22 protein-coding genes are annotated in these 24202 nt (G+C 72.7%); 14 read left to right on the top strand and 8 right to left on the bottom strand.

Annotated elements, in window-relative coordinates; translation table 11 throughout:
• Positions 1-79 precede the first annotated feature (79 nt).
• From ACN9MM_RS34355 to ACN9MM_RS34325, 7 genes are read left to right on the top strand one after another with little or no spacing between them, the layout of a single operon-like run.
• On the top strand, positions 80-1291 hold the full coding sequence (locus tag ACN9MM_RS34355) for a 4-hydroxybenzoate 3-monooxygenase (protein ID WP_426367648.1): 1212 nt from the start codon (positions 80-82) through the stop codon (positions 1289-1291).
• A gap of 25 nt (positions 1292-1316) precedes the next feature.
• Positions 1317-2342, top strand: a complete 1026-nt coding sequence (locus ACN9MM_RS34350) for an amidohydrolase family protein (RefSeq protein ID WP_426367646.1) — start codon at positions 1317-1319, stop codon at positions 2340-2342.
• Between the two features lie 17 nt (positions 2343-2359).
• Positions 2360-3049 (top strand): 4-carboxy-4-hydroxy-2-oxoadipate aldolase/oxaloacetate decarboxylase, encoded by a 690-nt coding sequence (gene ligK / locus ACN9MM_RS34345; protein WP_426367645.1) that lies wholly within the window; start codon positions 2360-2362, stop codon positions 3047-3049.
• Positions 3050-3051: 2 nt separating this feature from the next.
• The gene (locus tag ACN9MM_RS34340) at positions 3052-3969 is read left to right on the top strand and encodes an amidohydrolase family protein (protein ID WP_426367644.1); all 918 of its coding nucleotides are present in this window, start codon (positions 3052-3054) and stop codon (positions 3967-3969) included.
• Positions 3970-3992: 23 nt separating this feature from the next.
• Positions 3993-5300, top strand: a complete 1308-nt coding sequence (gene ligA, locus ACN9MM_RS34335; protein WP_426367643.1) for a protocatechuate 4,5-dioxygenase subunit alpha — start codon at positions 3993-3995, stop codon at positions 5298-5300.
• Position 5301: 1 nt separating this feature from the next.
• On the top strand, positions 5302-6276 hold the full coding sequence (locus ACN9MM_RS34330) for a Gfo/Idh/MocA family oxidoreductase (RefSeq protein ID WP_426367642.1): 975 nt from the start codon (positions 5302-5304) through the stop codon (positions 6274-6276).
• The gene (locus ACN9MM_RS34325) at positions 6273-7301 is read left to right on the top strand and encodes an aldo/keto reductase (protein WP_426367641.1); all 1029 of its coding nucleotides are present in this window, start codon (positions 6273-6275) and stop codon (positions 7299-7301) included. Before ACN9MM_RS34330 ends, ACN9MM_RS34325 begins: the two co-directional genes overlap by 4 nt.
• 168 nt (positions 7302-7469) lie before the next feature.
• On the opposite strand, the gene ACN9MM_RS34320 is transcribed toward ACN9MM_RS34325, so the two are convergent.
• Genes ACN9MM_RS34320 through ACN9MM_RS34305 form a run of 4 tightly spaced genes read right to left on the bottom strand, consistent with a single transcriptional unit; the run spans position 7470 to position 11331 of the window.
• Positions 7470-7928, bottom strand: a complete 459-nt coding sequence (locus ACN9MM_RS34320; protein ID WP_426367640.1) for a MaoC family dehydratase — start codon at positions 7926-7928, stop codon at positions 7470-7472.
• A 44-nt stretch (positions 7929-7972) separates the two neighbouring features.
• Positions 7973-9520, bottom strand: coding sequence for an acyl-CoA synthetase (locus tag ACN9MM_RS34315; protein ID WP_426367639.1), 1548 nt, complete (start codon positions 9518-9520; stop codon positions 7973-7975).
• 10 nt (positions 9521-9530) lie between these two features.
• On the bottom strand, positions 9531-10418 hold the full coding sequence (locus tag ACN9MM_RS34310) for an amidohydrolase family protein (protein WP_426367637.1): 888 nt from the start codon (positions 10416-10418) through the stop codon (positions 9531-9533).
• A gap of 1 nt (position 10419) precedes the next feature.
• On the bottom strand, positions 10420-11331 hold the full coding sequence (locus ACN9MM_RS34305; protein WP_426367636.1) for an SDR family oxidoreductase: 912 nt from the start codon (positions 11329-11331) through the stop codon (positions 10420-10422).
• A 204-nt stretch (positions 11332-11535) separates the two neighbouring features.
• Here ACN9MM_RS34305 and ACN9MM_RS34300 point away from each other — a divergent pair, with 204 nt between their 5' ends.
• Complete coding sequence (locus ACN9MM_RS34300; protein WP_426367635.1) at positions 11536-11949, top strand: MarR family winged helix-turn-helix transcriptional regulator; 414 nt, start codon at positions 11536-11538, stop codon at positions 11947-11949.
• Between the two features lie 106 nt (positions 11950-12055).
• Here ACN9MM_RS34300 and ACN9MM_RS34295 read toward each other — a convergent pair whose 3' ends face one another.
• Both ACN9MM_RS34295 and ACN9MM_RS34290 read right to left on the bottom strand, forming a co-directional pair.
• Entirely contained in the window at positions 12056-13447 is a 1392-nt protein-coding gene (locus tag ACN9MM_RS34295) for an NAD(P)/FAD-dependent oxidoreductase (RefSeq protein WP_426367634.1), read from the bottom strand.
• A 114-nt stretch (positions 13448-13561) separates the two neighbouring features.
• Positions 13562-14275 carry a helix-turn-helix domain-containing protein gene (locus ACN9MM_RS34290; protein WP_426367633.1) on the bottom strand — a complete coding sequence of 238 codons (714 nt, stop codon included), beginning with the start codon at positions 14273-14275 and terminating at the stop codon, positions 13562-13564.
• A 97-nt stretch (positions 14276-14372) separates the two neighbouring features.
• On the opposite strand from ACN9MM_RS34290, the gene ACN9MM_RS34285 reads away from it, so the two are divergent.
• The gene (locus tag ACN9MM_RS34285; protein ID WP_426367632.1) at positions 14373-16007 is read left to right on the top strand and encodes an amidohydrolase; all 1635 of its coding nucleotides are present in this window, start codon (positions 14373-14375) and stop codon (positions 16005-16007) included.
• 64 nt (positions 16008-16071) lie between these two features.
• Here the strand turns inward: ACN9MM_RS34285 and ACN9MM_RS34280 are convergent, their stop codons facing one another.
• Positions 16072-17130: a LacI family DNA-binding transcriptional regulator gene (locus ACN9MM_RS34280; RefSeq protein ID WP_426367631.1), complete on the bottom strand. Its 1059-nt coding sequence runs from the start codon at positions 17128-17130 to the stop codon at positions 16072-16074.
• Positions 17131-17271: 141 nt separating this feature from the next.
• Here ACN9MM_RS34280 and ACN9MM_RS34275 point away from each other — a divergent pair, with 141 nt between their 5' ends.
• The 5 genes from ACN9MM_RS34275 to ACN9MM_RS34255 are packed head-to-tail and all read left to right on the top strand — an operon-like array spanning position 17272 to position 22511.
• The gene (locus tag ACN9MM_RS34275) at positions 17272-18909 is read left to right on the top strand and encodes an ABC transporter substrate-binding protein (protein WP_426367630.1); all 1638 of its coding nucleotides are present in this window, start codon (positions 17272-17274) and stop codon (positions 18907-18909) included.
• Positions 18906-19859, top strand: coding sequence for an ABC transporter permease (locus ACN9MM_RS34270; protein WP_383667133.1), 954 nt, complete (start codon positions 18906-18908; stop codon positions 19857-19859). The genes ACN9MM_RS34275 and ACN9MM_RS34270 overlap by 4 nt, the downstream gene beginning before the upstream one ends.
• Positions 19856-20725, top strand: a complete 870-nt coding sequence (locus ACN9MM_RS34265; protein ID WP_426367629.1) for an ABC transporter permease — start codon at positions 19856-19858, stop codon at positions 20723-20725. The genes ACN9MM_RS34270 and ACN9MM_RS34265 overlap by 4 nt, the downstream gene beginning before the upstream one ends.
• A 5-nt stretch (positions 20726-20730) precedes the next feature.
• Positions 20731-21714: an ABC transporter ATP-binding protein gene (locus ACN9MM_RS34260; RefSeq protein WP_426367628.1), complete on the top strand. Its 984-nt coding sequence runs from the start codon at positions 20731-20733 to the stop codon at positions 21712-21714.
• A complete protein-coding gene (locus tag ACN9MM_RS34255) occupies positions 21711-22511 on the top strand; it encodes an ABC transporter ATP-binding protein (RefSeq protein WP_426367627.1) in 801 nt (266 codons plus the stop codon). Before ACN9MM_RS34260 ends, ACN9MM_RS34255 begins: the two co-directional genes overlap by 4 nt.
• A 42-nt stretch (positions 22512-22553) precedes the next feature.
• Here the strand turns inward: ACN9MM_RS34255 and ACN9MM_RS34250 are convergent, their stop codons facing one another.
• Positions 22554-24053, bottom strand: coding sequence for a dienelactone hydrolase family protein (locus ACN9MM_RS34250; protein ID WP_426367626.1), 1500 nt, complete (start codon positions 24051-24053; stop codon positions 22554-22556).
• Between the last annotated feature and the right edge of the window lie 149 nt (positions 24054-24202).

Below are 24202 nucleotides of genomic sequence, written 5' to 3'. Positions count from 1 at the left end.
GAAACGACGGCGACCGGCCGCCCCTCCGGGTGTCAACGTTCGAGCAACCCCGAACGTCCGCACCCTCCCAGGAGATGCCATGGCCGATGCCCCCGTCGACACCGTCGCCTCGGTGCCCGTCGCCGTAGTCGGCGCCGGCCCCGCCGGCCTGATGCTGGCCCACCGGCTGGGGCGGGCGGGTGTCGAGACGATCGTGCTCGACACCCGCACCCGGCACGAGATCGAGACCACGCAGCGGGCCGGCGTCCTGGAGGCGGACGTGGCCCGGGACCTGGTCGAGACCGGCGTCTCCGACCGGATCCTGCGCGAGGGCCACGAACACGAGGGCACCGAGATCCGGTTCGGCGGCCGGGCGCACAGGATCCACTTCAAGGCCCTGGTGGGAGAGTCCGTATGGCTCTATCCGCAGACCGACGTCTTCATCGACCTGGCCGACGCGCGGGACCGGGACGGCGGAACGGTCCGCTTCGGCGTCAAGGACACCGAGGTCCTCGACATCACCACCGACGCCCCTCGGGTCCGCTACACCGCCGCCGACGGCTCCCGGCACGAGATCCGCGCGCGGTACGTCGTCGGCGCCGACGGCTCGCGCAGCATGTGCCGCAACCTGGTCCCCGAGGACCGGCGGGTGCGGTACGGCAAGGAGTATCCCTTCGCCTGGTTCGGCATCATGGCCGAGGCCCCGCGCAGCGCGCCCGAGCTGGTCTACGCCCACTCCGAGCACGGGTTCGCGCTGATCAGCCAGCGGACCGAGACCGTGCAGCGGATGTACTTCCAGTGCGACCCCGACGAGTCCGTCGACGCGTGGACGGACGAACGGATCTGGGAGACGCTCCAGGCCCGGGTGGCCGGCGAGGACGGCTTCCGCCTCGCCGAGGGACCGGTGCTCGAGAAGGCGGTCCTGCGGTTCCGCTCGTTCGTGCAGGAGCCGATGCGCTGGGGCTCGATGGTCCTCGCGGGAGACGCCGCGCACACGGTGCCGCCGACCGGCGCCCGCGGGCTCAACCTCGCCCTTCACGACGTGAAGGTGCTCGCCGACGTCCTTCTGCGGGCGCTCGGCGGCGGGGGTGAGGCCGCGCTCGACGACTACCAGCCGCGGGCGTTGGAGCGGATCTGGCGGGCCCAGAACTTCTCCCACTGGCTGACCGGGCTGCTGCACACGCCGCCGGGCGCCTCACCGTTCGACCGGCGCCGCCGACTCGGCGAGCTCGACAACGTGGTGGGAACGCGCGCCGGACGCGCCTATCTCTCCGAGCAGTACACCGGCTGGCCCGTCAGCGCCCAGGGCTGATTCCGACGACTTCCAGGAGCAATCCGTGATCATCGACTGCCACGGTCACTTCACCACCGCACCGCAGCAGCTGGGGCAGTGGCGCGACCGCCAGATCGCCGCCGCCGAGGGCCGCGGCGCCGTCCCGGACCCCGACGAGCTGATCATCACCGACGGCGACCTGAGGCGGGCGATCGAGGGCAACCAGCTGCGGCTCATGGACGAGCGCGGCAGCGACCTGACGATCTTCTCCCCGCGTGCGAGCTTCATGGCCCACCACATCGGCGACTTCGCGGTCTCCTCGGTGTGGGCCCGGATCTGCAACGACCTGGTCCACCGCGTCGGCACGCTCTACCCCGACCGCTTCGCGATGGGCGCGATGCTGCCGCAGTCGCCGGGCGTCGACCCCGCGACCTGTCTGCCCGAGCTGAGCCGCGCCGTGGAGGAGCTCGGGGCGGTCACGATCAACCTCAACCCCGACCCGTCGGGCGGCAGGTGGAGCGCGCCGCCGCTGACCGACCGGAGCTGGTACCCGGTCTACGAGGCGATGGTCGCGTACGACATCCCCGCGATGATCCACGTCAGCACCTCGTGCAACCCGGCGTTCCACACCACCGGCGCCCACTACCTGAACGCCGACACCACGGCGTTCATGCAGCTGCTCCAGGGCGACCTGTTCACGGACTTCCCCACGCTGCGGTTCGTGATCCCGCACGGCGGTGGCGCCGTCCCGTACCACTGGGGCCGGTTCCGCGGCCTCGCCATGGCGCTCGGCCGCCCGGACCCCGAGACCCTGCTCGACAACGTCTTCTTCGACACCTGCGTCTACCACCAGCCCGGCATCGACCTGCTCACGCGGGTCGTCCCCAGCCGGTCCGTGCTCTTCGCCAGCGAGATGATCGGCGCGGTCCGCGACATCGACCCGCACACCGGCCATCACTTCGACGACACGAAGCGGTACGTCGACGCCACCCCGCACCTGTCGGACGAGGCCCGCGCCGCCGTGTACTCCGGCAACGCCCTGCGCGTCTACCCCCGACTCGCCGACCGCCTCGCCGCGGCCGGCCGCTGACCCCAGGAGAACCACCCATGGAACACACCGAACTCGGCGTCGTCCACACGAAGATCGACCGTGCCGACCCGGAGGCCGTCGCGGAGCTCGCGAAGTACGGCGTCGCGACCATCCACGAGGCCATGGGCCGGGTGGGGCTGATGCGCCCCTACCTGCGCCCCGCCTACCCGAAGGCCCGGATGTGCGGCACGGCCGTGACCGCGCTCCTCCAGCCCGGCGACAACTGGATGCTGCACGTCGCCGCCGAGCAGATCCAGGACGGCGACGTCGTCGTCGCGGCCTGCACGACGGAGAGCGAGGACGGCTTCTTCGGCGAGCTGCTCGCCACGTCGTTCCGCGCCCGCGGCTGCCAGGGCCTGATCATCGACGGCGGCGTCCGCGACGTCACCGACCTGGAGAGGATGGACTTCCCGGTCTTCTCCCGCGCGATCAACGCCAAGGGCACCGTCAAGGCCACGCTCGGCTCCGTCAACGTGCCGGTGGTCTGCGGCAACGCCCTCGTGCGCCCCGGTGACGTGATCGTCGCCGACGCCGACGGCGTCGTCGTGGTGCCGCGCGAGCGGGCCGCCGAGGTGGCCGCCGCCTCCGCCGCGCGCGAGGCCGCCGAGGAGGGCAAGCGCGCGCAGTTCCGCGCGGGCAGGCTCGGCCTGGACATGTACGGCATGCGCGGCCCGCTGGCCGGGCTCGGCCTGCGGTACGAGGACTGAGGATGACGACCTTCGAGAAGACCCCGGGCTGGCTGGACTGGTACGCCGGCCCCAGCCGACCGCGGTTCCGGCTCCCCTCCGGCGCTGTCGACGCACACTGCCACGTCTTCGGACCCGGCGCCGATTTCCCGTACGCGCCCGAGCGCAAGTACACGCCGTGCGACGCGTCCAAGGACCAGCTCTTCGCGCTCCGCGACCACCTCGGCTTCGCCCGCAACGTCGTGGTGCAGGCGACCTGCCACGGCGCCGACAACACCGCCATGGTCGACGCCCTGCGGGCCTCCGGTGGGCTGGCCCGGGGCGTGGCGACGCTGCGCCCCGACGTCACCGACGCCCAGGTGCGGGAGCTGCACGAGGCGGGCGTCCGCGGGGTGCGGTTCAACTTCGTCAAGCGGCTGGTGGACGCGGCGCCGCAGCAGGATCTGCGGGACGTGGTCGAGAAGATCGCGCCGTACGGCTGGCACGTCGTCGTGTACTTCGAGGCGGCAGACCTCCCGGATCTGCGGGACTTCCTGCTGTCGATCCCCGTCCCGCTGGTCGTCGACCACATGGGGCGGCCGGACACCGCGAAGGACCCGGAAGGGCCGGACTTCGAGGCGTTCCTGAACTTCCTGCGGGCGCGTCCGGACATCTGGTGCAAGGTGACGTGCCCGGAGCGGCTCTCGGTGACCGGCCCACCGGCCCTCGGCGGGGAGCGGGACGCCTACCGTGACGTGGTCCCCTTCGCGCGGCGCGTCGTCGAGGAGTTCCCCGACCGGGTGCTGTGGGGCACCGACTGGCCCCACCCCAACCTCACGGACCACATGCCCGACGACGGCCTGCTCGTCGACTTCCTCCCGCACGTGGCTCCGACGCCTCACCTGCGGCAGAGGCTCCTCGTCGACAACCCGATGCGCCTGTACTGGCCGGACGCCGACTGACCCGCCCACGAACGGAGGCCACCATGTCACTCGACAAGACCTACAAGCTGGTGCCGGGGACCACGATCTTCGACGCCGAGCAGTCCGCCAAGGGCTACCACCTCAATCAGTTCTGCATGTCGCTCATGACCGCGGAGAACCGCGCGGCCTACCTCGCCGACGAGCGCGCCTGTCTGGACGCCTGGCCGCTGCGGGAGGAGCAGAAGCAGGCCCTGCTCGACCGCGACCTCAACGCCGCCATGCGCGAGGGCGGCAACATCTACTTCCTCGCCAAGTGGGGCGCGACCCTGGGGTTCTCGTTCCAGCAGATGGCGGGGTCGATGACCGGCATGACCGAGGAGGAGTACCGCGCGATGATGGTCGGCGGCGGCCGCTCCGCCGACGGCAACCGCATCGACCACGCGGTCCTGGAGGCGGCACACGCCGATCCGACGCCCCCGGCCGACCACGCCGTGATCACCGGCGCGGTCTTCACCTCCCATGTGCCGGCGATCGGTGCGGCGATGGACCACGGGAAGACGGAAGAGCCCTACTGGCGACCGGTCTTCGAGGGATACGAGTTCTCCAGGGAGTGGGAGCGGGAGAACGTCCCCGACGTGATCTTCCTGGTCTACAACGACCATGCCTCCGCCTTCGACCTGTCGCTGATACCCACCTTCGTCCTCGGGACGGGGGCGGCCTTCCCCACCGCCGACGAGGGGTACGGGCCCCGTCCCGTGCCCGGCGTCGAGGGCGACCCGGACCTGGCCGCGCACATCGCGCACTCGCTCATCAGGGACGACTTCGACCTCACGCTCGCGAACGAGCTGACGGTCGACCACGGCCTGACCGTCCCGCTGTCCCTGATGTTCGGCGACACCGGGAAGTGGCCGTGCAAGGTGATCCCCTTCCACGTCAACGTGGTGCAGTACCCCGTCCCTTCGGGGGCCCGCTGCTTCGAGCTCGGCCGTGCCCTGCGCCGCGCGATCGAGTCGTACGACCGGCCGCTCAAGGTGCAGGTCTGGGGCACCGGAGGCATGAGCCACCAGCTCCAGGGCCCGCGCGCCGGCCTCATCAACCGGGAGTGGGACAACGCCTTCCTGGACCGGCTGGTCGAGGACCCCGCCGGCCTCGCGCAGGTGCCGCACCTGGAGTACGTCGAAGAGGCCGGCTCCGAGGGCATCGAGCTGGTCATGTGGCTGATCGCGCGCGGCGCGATGAGCGACGTCGACGGATCCGGCGAGGTCGAGGTCAAGCACCGCTTCTACCACGTGCCGGCGTCCAACACGGCCGTCGGACACCTGATCCTGGAAAACCACCCCCGGGCCGAAGAGCCCGCCGTGAAGGAGTGACATGACTGACGACCGGACCCTGCGGATCGCCCTGGCCGGCGGCGGTGCCTTCGGCGCCAAGCACGCGGCCGCGCTGCAGCGGATCGAGGGCGTCGAGGTGGCCGCCGTCGTGAGCAGCAGCCTCGAACGCGCCCAGAAGTTCGCCGCGGAGCAGGGCGTCGGGCGCGCCGTCGCCTCCCTGGACGAGGTGCTGGCGATGGACGACGTCGACGCCGTCGTCCTCGCCACCCCCACGCAGCTGCACGCCTCGCAGACGCTGGCGTGCCTCGAAGCGGGCAAGCACGTCCAGGTCGAGATCCCGCTCGCCGACTCGCTCGCCGACGCCGAGGAGTGCCAGGCTGCGGCGGAGCGCTCGGGCCTCGTGGCGATGGTGGGCCACACCCGCCGCTTCAACCCGAGCCACCAGTGGGTGCGGCGGCGGATCGAGGCCGGCGAGTTCAGCGTCCAGCAGATGGACGTGCAGACGTACTTCTTCCGCCGGAAGAACCTCAACGCGCTCGGCCAGCCCCGTTCGTGGACGGACCACCTGCTGTGGCACCACGCCGCGCACACGGTCGACCTGTTCGCGTACCAGGCGGGTTCGCCGATCGTGCAGGCCAACGCCGTGCAGGGCCCCCTCCACCCCGAGCTGGGCATCGCGATGGACATGTCGATCCAGTTGCGGGCGGAGAACGGCGCCATCTGCACCCTGTCGCTGTCGTTCAACAACGACGGTCCGCTCGGCACGTTCTTCCGCTACATCGGCGACACCGGCACGTACATCGCGCGGTACGACGACCTGTTCACCGGCAAGGAGGAGCCGATCGACGTCAGTGGGGTCGACGTGTCGATGGACGGCATCGAGCTCCAGGACCGCGAGTTCGTCGCCGCCATCCGCGAAGGCCGCGAGCCGAACTCCTCCATCGCCCAGGTGCTGGCCTGCTACCGCACCCTGGCGACGCTGGAGGAGCAGCTGAACGCTGTCGCGGGCTCGTGACCGCACCGTCCTCGGCCGGCGCGGGGCGTGCCCCGCGCCGGCTCGGTCCCTTCGAGGTCCCGGCCATCGGCCTGGGCTGCATGAACCTGAGCCACGCGTACGGTGTCCCGCCGACCCCGGAGGCCGCCGAGCAGGTGCTGCTGACGGCGTTGGAGGAGGGCGTCACGCTCTTCGACACCGCCGCCCTCTACGGCTTCGGTGCGAACGAGGAGCTGCTCGGCCGGGTGCTGGCCCGGCACCGGGACCGGATCGTGCTGGCGAGCAAGTGCGGGATGACCGGGGTCGACGGCCGGCGCGTCATCGACGGGCGGCCGGAGACCCTCCGGCGCACCGTGGACGAGGCGCTGGCCCGGCTGCGCACCGATGTCATCGACCTGTACTACCTGCACCGGGTCGACCGGCGGGTCCCGGTGGAGGAGAGCGTCGGGGCGATGGCCGAGCTCGTCGCGGCGGGGAAGGTGCGCGCGCTCGGGCTCTCGGAGGTCTCCGCGGCGACCCTGCGCCGGGCGCACGCCGTACACCCGATCGCGGCCCTGCAGAACGAGTACAGCCTCTGGTCGCGCAACCCGGAGCAGGGCACGCTGGCGGCGGCCGGTGAACTCGGCGTCGCCCTGGTGGCCTTCAGCCCGCTGGCCCGCGGCTTCCTCACCTCGGTGCCCCCGGAGCCCGGCGGTCTTCCCGCCGGGGACATCCGCCGGGGCATGCCCCGCTTCGACACCCGCCACTATCCCGCGAACCTGGTGCTGCGGGAGGAGCTGGAGAGGATCGCCGGCGACGCGGGCCTGGGCCTCCCGCAGTTGGCTCTCGCCTGGGTCGTCTCCCGGGGCTCCCACGTCATCGCGATCCCCGGCACGAGGTCGGTCCCGCATCTGCGGGAGAACCTGTCCGTGCTCGACCTCGCCGTACCGGACGAGGTGCTCGACGCGGCGGACCGGGTGCTGAACGCCACGACCGTCCACGGGGCGCGCTACAACGAGTCCACGCTCGCCGAGATCGACACCGAGCGCTGCGGCGGAGCGGGCTGACACGCAGGACAGGGGCGGTACCGACCGAGTGGCCGGTACCGCCCCTTTCGTGTGCCGTCCCGGCGGGCGGGGTCGTCGTCGCCCCGCCCGCCCTTGACGGCCCGCAGCAGGCCTCCGCCCCGTGCGGTGAGCGGAGGCCTCCCCCGTGCGGGCCCGAGGGGTGGTCTGTCAGGCGTAGTGGCGGTAGACGGCCTCGGCGACGCAGGCCGGCTTCTCGTTGCCGTCGACCTCGACGGTGAACGTGAGGGGCATCTGCACGCCGTTGCCCTTGACCTCCTCCACCGTGCCGACGACGCCGTGGAGGCGGATCTTCGCACCGACGGGGACGGGGCTGGGGAAGCGGACCTTCTCCAGGCCGTAGTTGACGCTCATCCTGGTGCCGGTGATGGTGAGCAGCTCCCCGAAGAGCGGGATCATGAGGGAGAGAGTGAGGTAGCCGTGGGCGATGGGGCCGCCGAAGGGGCCTTCCTTGGCCTTCTCCGGGTCGGTGTGGATCCACTGGTGGTCGTCGGTGGCGTCGGCGAAGGTGTTCACCCGGTCCTGGGTGATCTCGAGCCAGCGCGTGCGGCCGAGATCGGCTCCGCTGAGGGACTTGAGTGCGTCGAGGCCGTTGGCGGTGGTGGACATGGAGGGTCCTTTCGATGGCTGGGGGAGGGTCGCTCCCCGCTGTGTCACGGGTGGGGGTGCTCGGCGGGACCGGTGGCGTAGGTGTCGCGCACGGCGGGCTTGATGATCTTCCCGGAGGGCGTGCGGGGCAGCGCCTCGGTCACCACGAGCGACTTGGGGATCTTGTACTTGGCGAGCCGGCCCGTGAGGTGGCCGAGGATGTCGTCCTGGTCGGCGCGGACGCCGGGTCGCAGGACGACGACGGCACGGCCGACCTCGCCCCAGACCGGGTCCGGCACACCGATGACGGCGCACTCGGCGACGGCGGGGTGGTCCAGGACCGCGTCCTCCACCTCGGCCGGATAGACGTTCTCCCCGCCCGAGACGAACATGTCCTTGGCCCGGTCGACGATGTAGGCGAAGCCCTCGTCGTCGGTGCGGGCGATGTCGCCGGTGCGCAGCCAGCGGCCGTCGGTGAAGGCGGCCTCGGTGTCCTGTGGCCGTCCCCAGTAGCCGGTCATGACGTTGGGGCCGTGGACGAGGACCTCGCCGCGCTCCCCGGGGCCCACCTCGCGGCCGTCGGGCCCGACGACACGGGTGTCGGTGAAGAAGTGCGGCACCCCGGCGGAGCCCGCCTTCTCCGAGGCCTTCTCCCGGTCCAGGAACAGGACGCCGGGGGAGGCCTCGGTCATGCCGTAGCCCTGGCTGAAGGCCAGGCCGCGGTCGAGGTACGTGGCGATGGTGCGGGCGGGCACGGGGGCACCGCCGCAGTTGAGGGTGCGCAGGCTCGACAGGTCGGCGGTCGCCCAGCCGGGCCGGGCGGCGATCGCGTCGTACATGGTGGGCACGCCGAACAGGTACGTCACCCGCAGGTCCTCGATGAGCCGCAGGACGCGCTCGGCGTCGAACGCGCCGAGGAGGACCACACGTCCGCCCTTGAGAAGGGTCGGGAGGCAGGTCATGTTGAGGCTGCCGGTGTGGAACAGCGGGGCGACGACGAGGGTGACCTCGTCGCCGGACAGGTCGGTGTCGACGAGGACGTTGACGCTGTTCCAGACGACGTTGGCGTGGGACAGGACGGCGCCCTTGGGGCGGCCCGTGGTCCCGGAGGTGTACATGATCATGCACGGGTCCTCGGGTGCCACGGTCTCGTCCAGCGGGTCGGTCGCGGCGCCGGCGAGCAGTTCCTCGTGGCCGAGAGCTCCCTCTTCGTCGGGGCCGGCGATCGCGATCCGGTGCGCCACGTCCGCCTCGGCCGCCGCGGCCCGGCCCGCGTCGGCCAGCTCGGGCGCGTGGACGAGGACGGTGCTGCCCGAGTCGGCCAGGTTGTACGCCAGCTCCGGCACCGTGAGCCGGGTGTTGAGCGGGACGAAGACCGCGCCCAGCGCGCCGGCGGCGAACAGGGTCTCCAGGTACACCGGATGGTTGGGGCCGAGATACGCGACCCGGTCGCCCCGCGCCACGCCGAGCGCGCGCAGGGCGTGGGCGAGGCGCAGGACGCGCTCGTGCAGCTCGCCGTAGGTCAGGGTGCGGTCCTCGTGGACGACGGCGACCCGGTCGGGGGTCTTGCGGGCCCGGCGCGCGGGCCAGGAGCCGATGCCTTGGTTCAACACGTCGTCTCCTTCAGTCCGCCGTCAGACCCAGCAGGTAGGCGGCGTTCCCCTTGAGGATCTTCGGCCGGACCTCGGGCTTGATGTCGAGCTTCTCGAAGTCGGCGAGCCAGCGGTCGGGGGTGATGACGGGGTAGTCGGAGCCGAAGAGCACCTTGTCCTTCAGCAGGGTGTTGGCGTACCGGACGAGCTGCGGAGGGAAGTACTTCGGGGACCAGCCGGACAGGTCGATGTACACGTGCGGCTTGTGGGTGGCCACCGCCAGGGCCTCGTCCTGCCAGGGGAAGGAGGGGTGGGCCAGGACGATCCGCAGCTCGGGGAAGTCGACGGCCACGTCGTCGACCAGCATCGGGTTCGAGTACTTCAGCCGGATGCCACCGCCGCCCGGGACGCCGGCGCCGATGCCCGTCTGACCGGTGTGGAAGAGCGCGGGCACGCCGAGCTCCTCGATGGCCTCGTACAGGGGGTAGGCGAGCGGGGCGTTCGGGGCGAACGCCTGGATGCTCGGGTGGAACTTGAAGCCGCGGACGCCGTACTCCTCGACCAGGCGGCGTGCCTCCCGCACGCCCGCGCGTCCCTTGTGCGGGTCGATGCTCGCGAAGGGGATGAGCGTGTCGGCGTGGGCGGCGCAGCTCTCCGCGATCTCCTCGTTGGAGATCCGCGGGTGGCCGGTGGCGTGCTCGGCGTCGACGGTGAACACCACCGCCGCCATGTGGCGCTCCCGGTAGTGGTCGGCCATCTCGTCGATGGTCGGCTGCCGGTGGCCGTGGGCCTTGAAGTACTCCTCGGAGGCTCCGAAGAGCTCCGGGCTCAACGCTCCGTGGCCGTCCTTGGAGATCTCCGCGTGCGTGTGCACGTCGATGGCCGTGAGCCGGTCGAGGTCGAGCGCGAGGTCTCCCATGTCACGCCACCGGGGCCTGGGGCGCGGGGATGCCGTAGGTCTCGGGCTCGGCACCGACGCCGCCCGGCCACTCGACGGCGATGGAGTCGGCGGTCCAGCCGCCGTCGGCGAGGGCGACGGACTTCTCCTTGGGGTGCGCCCACAGGGCGAGTCGGTCGCCGCCGATGCCGATGGCCTGACCGGTCACTCCGTCGGAGTCGTCCGAGGCCAGGAAGGTGATCAGGGCGGCGACGTCCTCGACGGTACCGAGGCCCTCGTCCTTGCGCAGCCAGTCCGGCAGCGGCTCGCCCGTCCGCTCGGACTCCTCGATGACCGGGGCGAAGGCGGGGATGGTCTTGGTCATCTCGGTGGCGGCGACCGGGACGACGGCGTTGACGGTGATGCCGGCGCGGCCCAGCTCCATGGCCCAGGTGCGGGCCATGGCGACGATGCCCGCCTTGGCGGCGGCGTAGTTGGTCTGGCCGAAGTTGCCGCGCTGGCCGGCCGGGGAGGAGATGAGGACGAGGCGGCCGCCGGTGCCCTGCTCGCGCATGCGGACGGCCGCGGCGCGGGCGCAGGTGAAGGTGCCGCGCAGGTGGACGCGGACCACGTCGTCGAAGTCCTCGTCGGTCATCTTCCACAGCACGCGGTCGCGCAGGATGCCGGCGTTGGTGACGAGCACGTCCAGGCGCCCGAACTCCCGCACCGCCGTGTCCACCAGGTCCTGCGCCGCCGCGCTGTCGCCGACCGCCGCGACGACGCCGGTCGCCGTGCCCCCCTCGGCCGTGATGGCGGCGACGGCTTCGTCGACGACGGCCCGGTCGACGTCGTTGACGACGACGGCGGCACCGGCCGCGGCGAGGGCCTGGGCGTAGGCCAGTCCGAGACCTCGTCCGCTGCCGGTGACGACAGCGACCTTGCCGTGAAGATCCATGGGAGGTGCCTCTCGTGAGGGGGGTGGAAGGGACATGCCGAAGTCCCGGCACGAGCCGGTGATCGACAGGAATCCTGATGAATGTCAGTCTCGGCATTAACAGGATTCCTGTCAATGTTTTAGGGTGAGGGTGCCGCCACCCCGGCGGCAGCCGGTTCGGGAGCGGTACGCCCCCGGGCGCACCTTCACCACGGGAGGAAGAACGTGAGCACCTCGCTGCTCTACCTGCTCAAGAGGACGGAGCTGGCGGTGCGGGCCCGCCTGGAGGAACTGGTCAGGCCCGCCGGGATCACGGCCCTGCAGTACACCGCCCTGACGGTGCTGGAGCGGCACGACGGCATCTCCGCCGCACAGCTCGCCCGCGACTCCTTCGTCACCGCCCAGTCGATGGCCGACATGGTCCGCGCCCTGGAGAGCCGGGGCCTGGTCCGCCGCGAGCCCAACCCCGCCAACCGCCGCGAGCGCCTCATCCTGCTCGCCGAACCGGGCCGGCGACTGCTCGCCGAGTACGCCGGGCCGGCCCGCGCGCTGGAGGCGCGTATGGTCGCCGACCTGAGCGCCGAGGAGATCGGCGTACTCAGGGAGGCCCTGGTCGGGGCGTGGCGCTCCCTGTCCTAGGACAGGGAGATGCCGGGCGCGGGGGCAGGCGTGTGGTTCCGGATCACCGCACCGACTTGACCGGGATCACCGCCGCCGCGCGAGCGGGGACGTGCGACGGTAGGGGTCAGCTGTCGAAGCCGAGGCCGAAGCGGTCGAGCGTGCGCAGCCAGAAGTTGCGGTGACCTTCGTTCCGGTCGGCGCGCGCCATGGACCACTTGGTGATGTTGATGCCGATCGAGCGGACGGGCTCGGGCGGGAAGGGCAACGGCTTGCGGCGTACGAGTTCCAGGCCGGTGCGCTCCGTGTGCTCGCCGGCGAGCAGGTCGAGCATCACCTCGGCACCGAAACGGGTGGCGCCGACGCCGAGGCCGGTGAATCCGGCGGCATAGGCGACCTTGCCGTGGTGACTCGTATCAAAGAACACGCAGAATCGGGTGCTGGTGTCGATGGCCCCACCCCAGGCGTGACTGAACCGAACCCCTTCCAGCTGCGGGAACGTGGTGAAGAAGTGCTGGGCGAGCGTCGCGTACGTCTCGGGCCGCCGGTCGTGTTCGGGGCGGACCGGGCCGCCGTGGTAGACGGCGTCGTACCCGCCCCAGAGGATGCGGTTGTCGGCGGAGAGCCGGACGTAGTGGAACTGGTTGGCGCAGTCGGCGAAGCCCTGCCGGTTCTTCCAGCCGACGGAGGCGAGCTGGGCCTCGGTGAGGGGCTGGGTCATCAGCGCGTAGTCGTACACGGGGACGGTGTACGGGCGGTGGCGCCGGAGCAGCGAGGGGTAGGCGTTGGTGGCGAGCGCGACGTGCCGGGCGGTGACGCGGCCGTACGGGGTTCCGACGCCGATCACGGCACCGTGCTCGTCCAGCGAGGTCGCCGGGGTGTGCTCGTGGATGCGGACGCCCAGGGCGAGGCAGGCCCGCTTGAGGCCCCAGGCGAGCCGGGCCGGATTGACCATGGCGACGTCGTCCCGGTTCCACACGGCGCCGAGGAAGGTCGGGGAGTCGATCTCCGCGCGCACCGCCTCGGCGTCGAGCAGGAGGGGCTTGCCGCCGTGGCGGGCTGCGTGCTCGGCCTCCTCTGCGAGGCCGTCGAGCTGGTAGCGCTCGGTGGCGACGACGAGGGATCCGGTGCGCTCCCAGTCGCAGTCGATGCCGTGGCGCTCGATGGCGTCCTCGATGGCCTGGAGGTTCTCGCGGCCGAGGCGTTCCAGGAGGCCGATCTCGTCGGGCCAGCGCTGGAGGCCGTTCGCGAGGCCGTGGGTGAGGCTGGACTCGCAGAATCCGCCGTTGCGTCCGGAGGCGGCGGCGCCGACCTCGTCGGCCTCGATCAGCACCACGTCGGCGGAGGGGTCGCGCTCCTTGGCGACGAGGGCGGTCCACAGGCCCGTGTAGCCGCCGCCGACCACGAGGAGGTCGCAGGTGGTGCCGCCGACGAGGGCGGGGGCGGGCTGCGGCCGGCACGGGTCGTCCAGCCAGAACGGGGTGGGGTCGACGTCCCGGAGCGAGCTGAGGTGGTCCATGGATGTTCCTTCGGGGTCGCGGAGACACCCGAGTGCGGGAAGCCTCCGAAGTGCCGCCCATGAGACTCCGCCGCGCGGAACAAGGTCAATGGTGTTGACGTAAGCCCGCCCGCGTCATCCCTCCGGGCTCGGCCCGGGTCGCAGGGTCGCCACCGCCGCCAGCATCAGCTCCAGGGCGAACGGGTACCCGCTGCCACTCATGTCGGCGGCCAGCAGCGGGAACGTCGCCGCGATGTTCGGGTGGGTGTCGGCCGCCAGACGGCCGTAGACCGCGTGCCACACCTCCGCCTCCTTCTCCTGGGCCGCCGGCGGCAGCGCGAGCGCCGCGGCGTCCTGGGCGGCGAAGGCGAGGGCCTGGTCGACGAAGGCGTGGTAGACGCGGACGGCCAGGGCGTCCGGGAAGCCCGCGGAGCGCAGGACGCCGAGGATCCGTTCGACCGCCCGCGTCTCGTAGGGCCGTCCGGTGGTGCGGTGGGCCGCGAGGGCCGCGGCCTGCGGATAGGCCATGTAGCAGCCGTGGATGCGCAGTCCGAGGTCGCGGAGGTCCGCCTGCCAGTCGCCGGTGGCCTTCCAGCCCTCCTGGGCCCGGCCGATCATCTCGTCGGCGACCGCGAGGAGCAGCGCGTCGGTGTTCCGGAAGTAGCGGTAGAGGGCCGTGGGGTCGGCGCCGAGCGCGGCGCCGAGACGCCGTACCGACAGGGCTTCCGCGCCGTGCTGGGCGATCAGGCGCAGCGCGGTCTCGACGATGAGCCGCTCCGAGAGGACGGCGCCCTGCTTGGTGGGGCGGCGGCGCTGCCGGCTGCCTTCGGGGACCACGCGTTCGGACATGGCCGGAACCTTACGTCAACGCCATTGACGTGTAAACGGCCGGAACGCTTGCATGGCGCCCACCAACCGACACCACACCATCTGTTCTGGAGCGCCCATGACCACGGCCGATCTGGTCTTCACCCGCGGTCCCGTCTTCACCGCGGATCCGGCCCGCACGCGGGCGTCCTCGCTCGCCGTCGTCGGCGAGCGGATCGTGGCCGTCGGCCACGACGAGGTGCGGGACCTCGTCGGTCCCGGCACGGAGGTCGTCGACCTGACGGGGAAGCTGCTGCTCCCCGGGTTCCAGGACGCCCACATCCACGCCGTCGGCGGCGGCAAGGAGCTGGCCGAGTGCGATCTCACCGGCACGGTGGGCGTCGCCGACTACCTGGAGCGGATCCGGGAGTACGCGGACGCCCACCCCGAGCGGGCGTGGATCACCGGCGGCGGCTGGTCGATGGAGAGCTTCGAGGGCGGCATGCCGACCCGGCAGCTCCTCGACTCCGTCGTACCGGACCGGCCGGTCCTGCTGTCCAACCGTGACCACCACGGCGCCTGGGCCAACTCCCGGGCGCTCGAGCTCGCCGGGCTCACCGCCGGGAGTCCCGACCCGGCCGACGGCCGGATCGAGCGCGAGGCCGACGGCTCCCCCAACGGCATGCTCCAGGAGGGCGCGATCGGTCTCGTCGCCCGGCTGGTGCCGCCGGCCACCGCCGGGGACCGGCTCGCCGGGCTGCTGCGGGCCCAGAAGCTGCTGCACTCGCTCGGCATCACGGCCTGGCAGGACGCCCTGCTCGGCTCCTTCGGCGGCATGGCCGACCCCTCGGAGGCGTACCTGGAGGCCGCGGGCGACGGTTCGCTGACGGCCCGGGTGACCGGGGCGCTGTGGTGGGACCGGGAGCGGGGCGCCGAACAGATCCCCGAACTGGTGGCCCGGCGGGAGAAGTTCACCTCCGGCCGGTTCCGCGCGGGCTCGGTGAAGATCATGCAGGACGGCATCGCGGAGAACTTCACCGCCGCCATGACCAGCCCGTACCTGGACGGCTGCGGCTGCGCCACCGCCAACAGCGGGCTGAGCTTCGTCGATCCCGAGGCGCTGCGCGGGTACGTGACCGAGCTCGACGCCCTCGACTTCCAGGTCCACTTCCACGCCCTGGGCGACCGGGCCGTCCGTGAGGCCCTGGACGCGCTGGAGGCGGCGATCGCCGCCAACGGGCGCCGTGGCAACCGGCACCACCTCGCCCATCTCCAGGTCGTCCACCCCGAGGACCTGGCCCGTTTCGCGGCGCTCGGCGCCATCGCGAACATCCAGCCGCTGTGGGCGGCGCACGAGCCGCAGATGGACCAGCTGACCATCCCGTTCCTGGGTCCCGAGCGCGCCGCCTGGCAGTACCCGTTCGGCGACCTGGTCCGCGCCGGGGCCACCCTCGCCGCGGGCAGCGACTGGCCGGTCAGCAGCCCGGACCCGATCGCGGGCATCCACGTCGCCGTCAACCGCCGCGACCCGGAGGCCACCGACGACCGGGTCTTCTACGCCGAGCAGCGCCTCGACCTCAGCACGGCGCTCGCCGCCTACACCGCGGGCACCGCGCACGTGAACGGTCTCGACGACACCGGCAGCCTGCGCCCCGGCCACCTCGCCGACCTGGTCGTCCTGGACCGCGACATCCTCACCGGCCCGCCGGAGGAGATCGCCGAGGCCCGGGTCGAGCGGACGTACGTCGGCGGGCGGCTGGTGCACGCGGTCTGACCGGGCCCGGGGCCCTTCGTCGGCCTCCCGTCGTCGCGGGGCGTACGGGAAGTGATGTCAGGCCCTACGCCGGAGGCCTCACCGACGAGGCCCGTACGTCGAGACGCGTCTCCACGAGCGTCCCGGCGGGCTCCCGGCGGCCGTGCTCCAGGACCGCGACGAGGTGCTCGACGCCGGCCTCCGCGACCGCCTCGGGCCGCAGGCTCAGGGTGGTCACGGGCGGTTCGGTGTGCAGGGCCGTGGCGTCCTCGCTGACCAGGACGACCAGCAGGTCGTCCGGGACCTCGTACCCGTGGCGGCGCGCCGCCTCCAGGACGAGGGGCGGGCTCGCCTCGGCGACGACGAGGAGGGCGTCGGGGCGCTGCGGCCCGTCACCGGTCAGGGCGGTCTCGACGGCGTCCACGACCGGTCCGTTGCCGGGTTCACCGACCCGTACCACCCGCTCCGGCACGTCGTGGGCGGCGCACCACTCCCGGTGGGCGGCGAACACCTCGACGTGGAAGCGGGTGGTGCTGTCCGGCACCACGAGGACGGGTCTGCGGGCCCCCTGCTCACGGAGGTGGTCGAGGGCCTCGCGGACGGCGCCGCCCGCGTCGACGTCCACCCAGTAGGCGCCGGACAGCCCCTCGACGGAGCGGTCCGTGAAGACGGGGACGCCGGCCGCGAGGAGGCCCTCGACGACCGGGTCGTCGGCGACGGGGTCGGCGACGACCACGGCGTCGAGGGACAGGTCGGCCCACTCGCTCTGCAGGGAGCCGGCGGGCAGCAGCACCACGGCGTAGCCGCGGCGCAGCGCGCTGGCGGCGGTGGCGCCGGTGAGCCGGGCGAAGTACGGCGACTCGAGAAAGGTGGTCCAGGGAGTGGCGGCGAACTCGCCGACCACGTATCCGATCAGCCGGGCCCGTCCCGCGCGCAGATGGCGCGCGGTGGCGTTGGGCCGGTAGCCCATTCTGCGCGCGGTCTCGCGGGCCTTCTCCCGGACCTCGGGGGAGAGTCTTCCGGTGCCGTTGAGCGCCGCCGAGACGGTGGTCTTGGACAGGCCCGCCTCGCGGGCCACGTCGACGAGGCGGACGCGCGGGACGGGCGGCGAGGGCTGCCCGCCGTGCCGTGAAGCTTCGGTCATGGGGTGATGGTGCCACCCTCGTGACCTCTGCAAAACCGTTCCCGCAAAGTAGCCCGCAGGCCTTGTGCGGGAACGTTCCCGCACCAATACTCGCTCCATCCCCCCGAGCCCGTCACTACACCCGTAAAGGGGTGGGTCCCCATGCGCATGCCCAGAGCCATCGCGCTTCTCGCCTGTACCGCCGCGCTCGCGGCCACCACCGCCGCCTGCTCCGGCGCCACGAAGCCGCCGGCGGCCGGCGGCGGCACGCACTTCACGGTCGATCCGACCTCACCGCCCGCGCAGGGCCCGCTGGACTCGTTCACCTGGTCGCTGTACGCCGAGCCGTACACGCTCGACTACGCCCTCGCGTACGACTACCCGCCGAACACCGTCCTCGCCAACGTGTGCGAGTCCCTGCTGCGGGTCACGCCCGACATGAAGCTCGTGCCCGGTCTCGCCGTGAAGTGGTCGCAGCCCGACCCGCGCACCCTCGTCTACACGCTCCGGCCCGGGGTGAAGTTCCACGACGGCACCACGATGACCGCGGACGACGTGGTCGCCTCGTTCAAGCGCCAGATGGACCCGAAGACCGGCTCCCCGTGGGGTTCGTCCTTCAAGACCGTCGACTCCATCGAGAAGACCGGCCCGCTGGAGGTGACCATCCGCCTCGGCAAGGCCGACGTCCTCTTCCACGAGCTGATGGCCGCCTCCCCCGGCACCGTCGTCAGCGCCGCCTCGCTGAAGAAGGAGGGCAAGGACTACGGCACTCCCAAGGGCAGGCTGAACTGCACCGGTCCCTACGCCCTCGACAGCTGGGCCCAGGGCGACAGCATCACCCTGAAGAAGAACGCCGCCTACTGGGACAAGACCCTCACCCCGAAGTCCGAGAAGGTGAAGTTCACCTTCGTCGAGGATGCAGCGGCCCGCTCCAACGCCCTCCTCTCCGGCGCCGCCGACGGCGGCTACCTGGTCCCGTCCTCCTCCTTCGCCCAGCTGCGCTCCAGCGACAAGGGCAAGCTCCTCTTCGGCCCCAACACCGCCGCCGCCGACCTCGCGGTCCTGGACTTCCACGGCCCGCTGGGCAACCTCAAGGTCCGCCAGGCCCTGTCGATGGCCCTCGACCGGAAGAACATCATCAAGGCCGCGGCCGGTGGCGTCGGCGTCCCCGCCAAGGCCCCCGCCGCGCGCGGCGCGTGGGCACTGGCCCCGGAGAGGACCGCGGAGCTCTACGACACGCTGCCCGAGCCCGTGTACGACGTCGAGGCCGCCAAGAAGCTCGTCCAGGAGGCCCACGCGACCGGCCGGACGATCACCATCGTCACGAGTTCGCTCGCGCCGGAGATCAGCGTCGTCGCCAACGCCGTCCAGGACGCCGGCCGCCGGATCGGCCTCGACGTCAAGCTGAAGCCGGTCTCCCCCGACGCGTACAGCAGCATCTTCGTCGACCCGGACGCGCGCGAGGGCCTCGACCTCGTCATCACCAACGGCTACGACAACACGCCCGACCCGCTGGAGTTCTACCAGTACCTGCGCACCGGCGACTTCGGGAACTACGGCCGCTGGTCCGACGCCGAGTACGACGTCGCCTTCGACCGGGCCAACTCCGAGCCCGACCCCGCCAAGCGCGCCGAACTCACCGCGAAGCTCCAGAAGATCGCGATGGACCAGCTGCCGATCATCCCCGTGTACGAGGCGCCCTACTCGGTCTTCCTCGGCAAGCGGATCACCGGCGCCCCGACCGGCATCTCCCAGCTCTACTTCCCCTGGGCCGCGACGATCGGGGCCTCCCAGCGATGACGCGCTACCTCGTCGGACGGCTCCTCGGCCTGGCGGCGGTGCTGTTCGTGACCTCCCTCGTGGTCTTCGGCTCGATCCACCTGGCCCCCGGCGACCCGGTGTCGTTCCTCCTGCACGGCCGCCCCGCCACCCCCGCGACCGTGGCGGCCCTGCGGGCCGAGCACCACCTCGACGACCCGCTGGTCACCCAGTACGCGAAGTGGCTCGGCGGCGTCCTGAGCGGCGACTTCGGCCGCTCCGCGCAGTACCACCAGGACGTGGCCTCGCTCATCGGCTCGCGGCTGCCCGGCACCGCCCTGCTCGTCGGCTACGCCGCCGTGCTCGTCGTGGTCCTCGGGGTCGCGGCCGGCATCCTGGGCGCGCTGCGCCCCGGCGTCCCCGACCGGGCGGTGCTCATCGGCACCGGTGTCGCCACCGCCACGCCCTCGTTCGTGACGGCCATCGCGCTCGTCTCGCTCTTCTCGGTGCAGCTCGGCTGGTTCCCGGGGCCCGGCGGCGGCACCCCCGAGGGCCTCTCCGACCGGCTGTACCAGCTGACCCTGCCGGCCTTCGCCCTGGCGCTGTCCTTCGCGGGACTCCTCGCCCGGGTGACCCGCTCGGCGATGCTCGACGAACTCGGGCGCGAGCACGTCGAGGTGGCGCGGGCCCGGGGCGTCGCGGGCCGGTCCGTGGTCCGCCGGCACGTGCTGCGCAACGCGCTCGGCCCGGTCGTCACCGTCGGCGGCACGATGCTCGCCGGCCTCCTCATCTCCACCTCGATCGTCGAGACCGCCTTCGACGTCCCCGGGCTCGGCTCGCTGCTCGTGCAGTCGGTCACCGCGAAGGACTTCGCCGTCGTGCAGGCGATCACGCTGCTCAGCGTGGCGGCCTTCGTCCTCGTCAACCTCGTCGTCGACCTGCTCGCCCCGCTCATCGACCCCCGTCTCTCCCTCGGGGAAGGCTCCTCATGACCTCCACCACCTCCGCACTGCCGTACCGCAGGCCGGGGCTGCGCGTGCTGCGCCTGTTCGGCCAGGGACCGCTCTTCGCGGTCTCGGTCGCGGTGCTCGCGCTGCTCGTCCTGGTCGCCGTGCTCGCGCCCGTCCTCTCCCCGTACGACCCCGAGGCGCTCGACCTGTCGGCGAGCCTCGTCGGTACGACGGGCGACCACCTCCTCGGTACGGACCAGTCGGGCCGGGACGTCCTGTCCCGGCTGCTCCACGGCGCCCGCACCGGACTGCTCGGACCGCTGCTCGTCGTCGGCGTCTCCACCCTCCTCGGCACCGTCCTCGGTGTGGTGGCGGCCTGGCGGGGCGGCTGGGTGGACACGATGCTCTCCCGCTCCATGGACATGGTCTTCGCGATCCCCGGTCTGCTGCTCGCGATCCTGCTGGTGTCGGTCGTCGGCTCGGGACTCACCGCGCCCGTGATCGCCATGTCCGTCGCGTACACGCCGTACGTGGGCCGGCTCGTCCGGGGCATCGCCCGGCAGGAGAAGGCCCGGCCGTACATCGAGGCGTACCGGGTGCAGGGCTGGTCCGGCTGGACCGTGTGCGTGCGCCATCTGCTGCCCAACATCGCGCCGACGGTCTTCGCGCAGTCCGCGATGAACTTCGGGTACGCGCTGATGGACCTGGCGGCGCTGTCCTTCCTCGGCTTCGGGGTACAGCCGCCGGCCGCCGACTGGGGCGCCATGATCAACGAGGGGCAGGCGGCCGTCCTGCAGGGGGCGATGCTGCCGGCCCTCGCGCCCTCCGCGTGCATCGTGCTCGCCGTGGTGGCGTTCGGCATCGTCGGCGAGGGGCTCGCCGACCGGATCGCGAAGCGGGAACGGTGAACGCGATGAGTACGGTGGCGAAAGCACCGGTCCTGGAGATCGAGGGCCTCGGCGTCCGGCTGGCCGGCGACCGGGCCGCCCGGCCCATCCTGGACGGCGTCAGCCTGACCGTGCGGCCGGGCGAGACGGTCGGCCTGGTCGGCGAGTCCGGCTCCGGCAAGTCCGTGGCCTGCCGCAGCGTCCTCGGGCTGCTGCCCGGCGGCGCCCGCACCGAGGGGGAGGTCCGGGTCGCCGGGCGGGACGTGCTCGCGATGAACCGCGCCGAGCTCACCGCCGTGCGGTCCCGGCAGGTCTCAATGGTCTTCCAGGACCCGCGGGCCTCCGTCAACCCGCTGCGGCGGGTGGGCGACTTCCTCACCGAGGGGCTGCGCGCGGCCGGCACGCCCGCCGCCGAGGCGACCGCACGCGCCGAGGAACTCCTCGACGCGGTCGGCATCCGCGACCCGCGCGGCGCCCTGCGCCGCCATCCGCACCAGTTCTCCGGCGGCATGCTCCAGCGGGTCGTCATCGCGGCCGCCCTCGCGAGCGAGCCGGACCTCCTCGTCGCCGACGAGCCGACGACCGCGCTCGACGTCACCACCCAGGCCGAGGTCATCTCGATCCTGGCCCGGCTTCGGGCCGAGCGGGGCACGGGCATGCTGTTCGTCACCCACGACCTCGAACTGGCCGCCGCTATCTGCGACCGGGTGTACGTCATGTACGCGGGCCGGATCGTGGAGACGCGGTCCACGGACGAGCTCTTCGACCGCCCCCGCCACCCGTACACGGCGGGACTGCTCGCCTGCACCCCGCGCATCGAACCGGGCGCGCCGGCCCCCCGGCCGATCCCCGGCCGCCCGGTCTCCCTCGCGGAGGCGCCGCCCGGCTGCTCCTTCGCCGCGCGCTGCGCGCACGCGCTGCCGCGCTGCACCGAGGAGACGCCCGCGCTCGTACGCCACGGGGACGGGCTCGCCGCCTGCCACCGCGCCGAAGAAGGGATCACCCTGTGACCGTCCCGCCCGTCGCACTCAAGCAGGGTCTGGTCGTCGAGGGCCTGCGCAAGCGGTACGGGGACCACACCGCCGTCGACGGCGTGTCCTTCGCCCTCGCACCCGGGTCCTCGCTCGCCCTCGTCGGCGAGTCCGGCAGCGGCAAGACGACCACGGTCCGCATGCTCGTGGGCCTGGAGCGCCCGGACGGCGGCACGGTCCGCCTCGACGGCCGGGACCGCTCCACCCGTCCGCGGGGCCGGGCCGAACGGCTCGCCAGGGCCCGGGAGATCCAGATGGTCTTCCAGGACCCGTATCTGTCGCTGGATCCCCGGGTGACCGTCTCGGGCTGCCTCGACGAGGTCCTGCGCCTGCACACGGACCTCGACCCGGCCGGCCGCCGGACCCGTGTCGCGGAACTCCTCGACCAGGTCGGTCTGGGCGCGCGCGAGGCCGCGGCGCTGCCCCGGGGGCTCTCCGGCGGTCAGCGTCAGCGCGTGGCGATCGCCCGCGCCCTCGCCGTGGAGCCCCGGGTCCTCGTCCTCGACGAGGCGGTCGCCGCGCTCGACGTGTCGATCCAGGCGCAGATCCTCGAACTCCTCGGCGCCATCCGCCGCGAGTCGGGCATCGGCTACCTGTTCGTCACGCACGACCTCGCGGTGGTCCGGCACATCGCGGACGAGGTGCTGGTCCTGAAGTCCGGCCAGGTCGTGGAGACGGGGCCGACCGGGCGCGTCCTGGACGCGCCGGAGCACCCGTACACCCGGCTCCTCCTGGACTCCGTGCCCCGACGCGGCAGGCGGTCGGTGCACGGGTGAGTGCGGGCCGGGGGGAGCCCATCCCCCCGGCCCGCGTGCGGGTCAGTCCGTCAGCCGGGCGAGGACCGCGCGCATCGACCGCTCCACGACCGCCCGGGACTCGTCGGTGGGATCGACCAGTTCGAAGGCGTGGTGGGCGTGCGGCGCGTCGACGACCTCGACGTCGGCGCCGCGCTCCTTCGCGGCCGTCAGGAACGCCTCGACGGTCGCCGTGAAGACCTCGTGCTCCAGACCCGCGCGGGTCAGCACGACCGGCGGCCCGTCCGCCGTGCCCACGGTGTCCACCGGGCGGAAGCGGGCTTCCACCGCGTCCCATCCGGGCAGCGGGGCCAGGGCGGGGTAGTTCGCCGCCACGCACCGCAGCCACGGCGGGGGCGCGGCGAGCCAGTCCGCGGCGAGGGGCCCGCCGGTGGAGAAGAACCAGAGCGCGATCCGCTCCCCGTCGACGCGCGGGTCGGCGCGGACCAGTTCGACGGCCTCGGCGAGGTCTCCGGCCGCGCGGGCGTAGTCGGCGAGGCCGTGCAGCCGGTGGTCCAGGGTGACCCCGACGACGCCCAGGCTCGCCGCGTAGCGGCCGTATCCCCGGAAGAAGGGCGTGTCCCGCGGGGTCGGCCGCTGGTCCACGGCGATCGGGCCGCCGTGGACGAAGACCACGGCGGGCCGGGGTCCGTCGGCGTCCGGGAGGTGGAGGTCGACGCGTCCGACGCGCTCGCGAGGCCGCTCGGGCACGTCGAGGAGGAAGGGCAGGAGGTGGGACGGCTGCTCGTGGGCACGCTCGGGCGCCGTCACCCGGTGGCCCTCGCCGGCCGCCGCGCGCAGCAGCACCTCGGCCAGGTCCCCGGGAGCGGAGAGCATCGGCCAGTGCCCGGTGGGGAGTTCGAAGAAGCGGAAGCGGTCCTCGGCGAACACCCGGAGCTGCGGCGGGCCCGAGGCCACGGCCATCTCGACCATGGCGATGCTCTGCCCGTTGGCGGCGCACAGGACGCCGGTGGTCGGGAGGGCGGACGCGGCGCCGGTCAGGGTGAGCGGCTCGGTGAGGGTGCCGGCCGGCTGGGGCGCCGCCTCGCTCTCCAGCCGTGCGAGGGCCTCGGCGGGGATCCCGTCGACGCTGCCCCACCGCGTCCAGGTGCCCGGTGCGGGCGGCGGGACCGGCTCGCCGGGCCGTGCGGCGACCAGCTCGCGGACCTCCGGGTCGGGTACGGAGCGGACGGCCGCGTCGCCGCCCTGCGGCGGTCCCGTGTCGACGGAGACGATGCGGGCGACGCGCCCGGGGCGCCGGTCGGCGGCGCCGAGGACCGGGTGCAGGCCGTACCCGTGTCCCACGAGGACCACCTCGGCCGCCGTGATCCCGTCGACGAGGCGGACCAGTTCGCTGATGTGCGTCTCCAGGCCGGTCCCGGGACCGGCCTCGGCGCGCCGGTCCCCCGTCCCGGTCAGGGTCACGGGGTACGCCTCCGCTCCCGCCGCCCGCAGCCGGGCGGCGGTCTCCTCCCACACCCAGCCGCCGGTGAACACGTCCGACACCAGCACGAAAGCCGTCATGACCGTCTCCTCGTCTTCTCTCGGGGATCTCTCGGGGATGTCCGGGGGATCTCTCGGGGATCTCTCGCGGTCACGCTAGGAACTCCCCCTGCGGGAGATTCAAGGGAGCCGTCCGGGGCGGGCCGGCGGGACGTCAGAATGGGTGGGCC

Origin of the sequence: Streptomyces sp. E-08, from assembly GCF_049913095.1 — a bacterium.
Lineage (GTDB): Bacteria > Actinomycetota > Actinomycetes > Streptomycetales > Streptomycetaceae > Streptomyces.
The sequence above is the reverse complement of the archived record's forward strand: the minus strand, read 5'-3'. Positions and strand labels throughout refer to the sequence as shown.

Coding starts and splice junctions, on each gene's coding strand:
- ACN9MM_RS34285 (WP_426367632.1), top strand. CDS start 14,373: ATGACCACGGCCGATCTGGTCTTCACCCGCGGTCCCGTCTTCACCGCG.
- ligA (WP_426367643.1), top strand. CDS start 3,993: ATGTCACTCGACAAGACCTACAAGCTGGTGCCGGGGACCACGATCTTC.
- ACN9MM_RS34320 (WP_426367640.1), bottom strand. CDS start 7,928: ATGTCCACCACCGCCAACGGCCTCGACGCACTCAAGTCCCTCAGCGGA.
- ACN9MM_RS34265 (WP_426367629.1), top strand. CDS start 19,856: ATGACCTCCACCACCTCCGCACTGCCGTACCGCAGGCCGGGGCTGCGC.
- ACN9MM_RS34355 (WP_426367648.1), top strand. CDS start 80: ATGGCCGATGCCCCCGTCGACACCGTCGCCTCGGTGCCCGTCGCCGTA.
- ACN9MM_RS34340 (WP_426367644.1), top strand. CDS start 3,052: ATGACGACCTTCGAGAAGACCCCGGGCTGGCTGGACTGGTACGCCGGC.
- ACN9MM_RS34260 (WP_426367628.1), top strand. CDS start 20,731: ATGAGTACGGTGGCGAAAGCACCGGTCCTGGAGATCGAGGGCCTCGGC.
- ACN9MM_RS34275 (WP_426367630.1), top strand. CDS start 17,272: ATGCGCATGCCCAGAGCCATCGCGCTTCTCGCCTGTACCGCCGCGCTC.
- ACN9MM_RS34270 (WP_383667133.1), top strand. CDS start 18,906: ATGACGCGCTACCTCGTCGGACGGCTCCTCGGCCTGGCGGCGGTGCTG.
- ACN9MM_RS34310 (WP_426367637.1), bottom strand. CDS start 10,418: ATGGGAGACCTCGCGCTCGACCTCGACCGGCTCACGGCCATCGACGTG.
- ACN9MM_RS34280 (WP_426367631.1), bottom strand. CDS start 17,130: ATGACCGAAGCTTCACGGCACGGCGGGCAGCCCTCGCCGCCCGTCCCG.
- ACN9MM_RS34290 (WP_426367633.1), bottom strand. CDS start 14,275: ATGTCCGAACGCGTGGTCCCCGAAGGCAGCCGGCAGCGCCGCCGCCCC.
- ACN9MM_RS34295 (WP_426367634.1), bottom strand. CDS start 13,447: ATGGACCACCTCAGCTCGCTCCGGGACGTCGACCCCACCCCGTTCTGG.
- ligK (WP_426367645.1), top strand. CDS start 2,360: ATGGAACACACCGAACTCGGCGTCGTCCACACGAAGATCGACCGTGCC.
- ACN9MM_RS34250 (WP_426367626.1), bottom strand. CDS start 24,053: ATGACGGCTTTCGTGCTGGTGTCGGACGTGTTCACCGGCGGCTGGGTG.
- ACN9MM_RS34305 (WP_426367636.1), bottom strand. CDS start 11,331: ATGGATCTTCACGGCAAGGTCGCTGTCGTCACCGGCAGCGGACGAGGT.
- ACN9MM_RS34330 (WP_426367642.1), top strand. CDS start 5,302: ATGACTGACGACCGGACCCTGCGGATCGCCCTGGCCGGCGGCGGTGCC.